5 protein-coding genes are annotated in these 3,467 nt (G+C 59.8%); 4 read left to right on the forward strand and 1 reads right to left on the reverse strand.

Annotated elements, in window-relative coordinates; genetic code table 11:
- From AB4043_RS22800 to AB4043_RS22810, 3 genes are all read left to right on the forward strand, one after another.
- Positions 1-375: EamA family transporter (locus tag AB4043_RS22800; protein ID WP_442308189.1), on the forward strand; the 375-nt coding region annotated here is incomplete at its 5' end.
- A complete protein-coding gene (locus AB4043_RS22805; protein WP_442308190.1) occupies positions 372-536 on the forward strand; it encodes a hypothetical protein in 165 nt (54 codons plus the stop codon). The genes AB4043_RS22800 and AB4043_RS22805, both read left to right, overlap by 4 nt.
- A 192-nt stretch (positions 537-728) precedes the next feature.
- On the forward strand, positions 729-1,088 hold the full coding sequence (locus AB4043_RS22810) for an EamA family transporter (RefSeq protein WP_442299415.1): 360 nt from the start codon (positions 729-731) through the stop codon (positions 1,086-1,088).
- A 7-nt stretch (positions 1,089-1,095) separates the two neighbouring features.
- On the opposite strand, the gene AB4043_RS22815 is transcribed toward AB4043_RS22810, so the two are convergent.
- Entirely contained in the window at positions 1,096-2,343 is a 1,248-nt protein-coding gene (locus AB4043_RS22815) for an MFS transporter (protein WP_442308192.1), read from the reverse strand.
- Between the two features lie 80 nt (positions 2,344-2,423).
- Between AB4043_RS22815 and yiaK the strand changes: the two genes are divergently transcribed.
- The gene (gene yiaK, locus AB4043_RS22820) at positions 2,424-3,422 is read left to right on the forward strand and encodes a 3-dehydro-L-gulonate 2-dehydrogenase (protein WP_442308191.1); all 999 of its coding nucleotides are present in this window, start codon (positions 2,424-2,426) and stop codon (positions 3,420-3,422) included.
- Positions 3,423-3,467: the final 45 nt, after the last annotated feature.

A 3,467-nucleotide genomic window follows, 5' to 3' on the forward strand; every position in this document is an offset into this window, starting at 1 on the left:
ATCCTGATGTGCGTCATGGTCGGAGCGGCGGTCGGCGACTTTTTGCTGGCGCGAGGGATGCAGCAGGTTGGCGTTGTCGATCTGCATCATCTGGGAACGCTGTTTGCCGCCATCAGCAATCCCTGGGTTCTCTGCGGCATTCTAGTGCTGCTGGGCTTTATGGCATGCAACATCACAGCGCTTAGCTGGGCGGATGTCAGCTTTGTCTATCCGGCAACGGCCTTCGGCAACGTAATCATCGCCCTGCTTTCAAAGTTCTTTCTGCACGAAGATATCTCCAAGTCGCGCTGGCTGGGGATCTCCCTGATCGTTGTCGGCGTTGGATTTGTGGCGCAGGGCCCCTCGAGGACAGAACATGCCAAGGAGGCATCATGATCGCTCCGACGTCAGGCAACGTCTCTGAAGGTCTGCGGATGCTCCTGATCCTGTTCTTCGCCGCGATTCCGAAGAAGATCTTCGACTGCGCTGGTGGGTGCCTTGGCGTCCTGCGGCTGAATGGAGCTCGGTTTGCTGAACAGCGCGGACAACTGCTGTAAGGTAAGAAATGGAGTGACCATCGCGCCCTCACCTCTTCGGCGGCTTCATCCCCGCCGCGGTATTAGCCTCTGACGATCCTGGAGTGTCCTCTGGTTTTCTCGCTGCTATCAATTCCTTCCGTCTCGGCCGGCTCTCTTCATCTTCGTGAGCGTGTAGCCGCGCATCTTCCAGCTGTCTCGCTGCACGCCTGGGTGACGATATGGACCGTGGTCATCTTCGCTACGGCAGGCGATATCCTCATCGCCGCGGCGATGCGCCGCCTGGGAGATCTTGACGATATCCGCGCAAAATCCGGCCTCGGCGGAGCGATTAAGGCCGTTGTCACCAGTCCGTTTCTAGGGGCAGGCATCGGCTGTATGGCGGTCAGCTTCTTTGCCCTGCTCTACGCCCTTTCGGCCGCTGATCTCTCACTGATCGCACCCGCGACAGCGTCGCTGACCTATATTGCAACCTCTGCGGGCGCACGGATCTTCCTGAAGGAGCGCGTCGATAAGCGGCGCTGGATTGCCGCTCTCTTCGTCTGCGCCGGTGTTGCCCTGCTTACGCAATAAGCGCGCCTTACGCTTCGACCGGTTCCTCACGTTCCATCACATGTCCACTGACCGCTGCTCCAGCGCTGTGCGGAAGCGTGCGGACATCCAGCAAGCTTAGTAGCGCCAGCGCTGCCACGACGTAGAAAGCCCAGCGAAAGTCGATCACCTCTGGAGCTCCGCCGTGACGCCCGTGCAAGACCGCTGAGCCACGAAGCAGAAGCACACCGAAGGCGACTCCACCTCCCACGGTCATCTGCTGTACGGTGCTGGCAAACGCCGAGCCGGTACTCATCTTTTCCTTTGGCAGATCCGCATAGCCCATCGTCGTCAGAGACGTGAGCTGCATGCTGCGGCCGAGACCACTCAGGAAGAGCACGATAAGCACCAGCCAGTGCGGCGTCCAGGGTTGCAGCAGTCCGCACCACAGCAATGTTCCCGCGGTGAGCACACCATTCCAGAGCAACACCGTGCGGAAACCGAAGCGGCGCAATAGCGGCGTTGTCACCGGCTTCATCGCCAGATTTCCGGCAAAGACAGCCAGAGTCAGTGAACCGGACTGAAAGGCATTCAAGCCGAAGCCGAGCTGAAACATCAGCGGCAGCAGGAAGGGAGCCATGAAGATGGCGACGCGGAAGGCCGATCCTCCCCATATAACCGCGGAGAAGGTGCGGATTCGCAGAACCTCAAGATCAAAGAGAGGATTCGGGACACGGCGAAGATGCCTGAACGAAAGGAAGGCGGATGCAGCCGACACTACAAAGAGGATTCCCCCGAGTGTTCCGTTTGCAGGCTCACGCCCGATAAGCTCCATCGCATAGACGAGTGAGAAGCAAGTTCCTCCAACGAGCAGGAACCCGAGAAAGTCGAATACGGGAGGGCGTTCCTCGTGGGTGTTTTTGACGAGGATCCAGTTCGCGATCAGGCAGCCGATGCCAATCGGCACATTCAGAAGAAAGATCCAGCGCCACGACCAGTGGTCGACGATAAAGCCGCCAAGTGGAGGGCCAAGAATGGGCGCAACCAGCGCAGGCCAGATCGTCCAGGCGATGGCCATCATGATCTGGTCCTTCGGGGTCACGCGGACAACCATCAGACGACCGACCGGAACCATCATGGCGCCGCCAATCCCCTGCAGGACACGCGCCAGGGTGAACTCCCAGAGATTCTGGCTGATGCCACAGAGCACCGATGCCAGCGTAAAGACAACGATGGCGGAACCAAAGACGGTGCGTGCGCCCCAACGGTCCGCATATGCTCTTATTCTCGCAGGGATAGCGTTGTGCGGTCACAGTGTCACGGTATCGGGGCTATGAGTAGGTGCAGGGCTTGCGGCGACTTCGCTAAGCTGGTTCTATGCTGCGCATTCCGTATGACGAACTTGTCCGCACTCTCGTTCTGGCTCTTCGCAACCTCGGCTTTACGCCGGCGCGTGCCCAGGAGTGCGCCAATCTCTTTGCAGAAACTACCCGCGATGGCGTCTACACGCACGGAATCGCCCGCTTCCCTCGCTTTGCGAAGCTGATTGAGCATGGCGCTGTCCGTCCCGAGGCATCTCCAACAATGGTCTCCGGCTTCGGCGCACTGGAGCGCTGGGACGGTAATTACGGCCCGGGAAATCTGAATGCATGGCACATGATGGGACGGGCGATTGCGCTGGCCCATCAGCATGGAATCGGATGTGTGACGATCGGTTACACCAATCATTGGATGCGCGCCGGCAGCTACGGCCTGCAGGCCGCCGAGAGGGGCATGATCGGCATCTGCTTCACGAACACCATGCCGAACATGGCCCCCTGGGGAGGCAACAAATCTGTGCTCGGAAACAATCCCCTGGTGATTGCAGTTCCCCGTGCGAATGGAGCGCACTTCCTCATCGATTTCGCCATGTCGCAGTTCTCCTATGGCGCTCTGGACGGCTACGCGGCGCGCGGCGAACAGCTCCSGGTTCCCGGAGGCTTCGACAAGGACGGCAATCTCACCAGCGATCCCAAGGCGATCCTCGAATCGCACCACCCTCTTCCCATCGGCTACTGGAAGGGCTCAGCGTTCGCGATGATGTTGGACGTGGTGGCGGCGACGCTCTCCTTTGGACAGGCCACGCACCAGGTATCCCCCGATCCGCTACGCGAGGCCGGAGTCTCCCAGGTCTTTCTGGCGATCAATCCAGCAGCGCTCGGACCGGTTTCCACCATCGGCGACGAGATCATCGCTTCGCTGCATACCGAGCCGGACGCGAAGGTTCGCTATCCCGGCGAGCGGCTGCCGGCTACCCGGGCCGAAAACATGGAGAAAGGCATTCCGGTCGACGAAGATATCTGGGAGGAGACTCGTAAACTCGCCGGCCTGGCTTAGCGCATTTTCATTAATCCAATGTGGGTGCCCCTCAGAGAGATAGGG

Origin of the sequence: Terriglobus sp. YAF25 (assembly GCF_052113305.1) — a bacterium.
Taxonomy (GTDB): Bacteria; Acidobacteriota; Terriglobia; order Terriglobales; family Acidobacteriaceae; genus Terriglobus.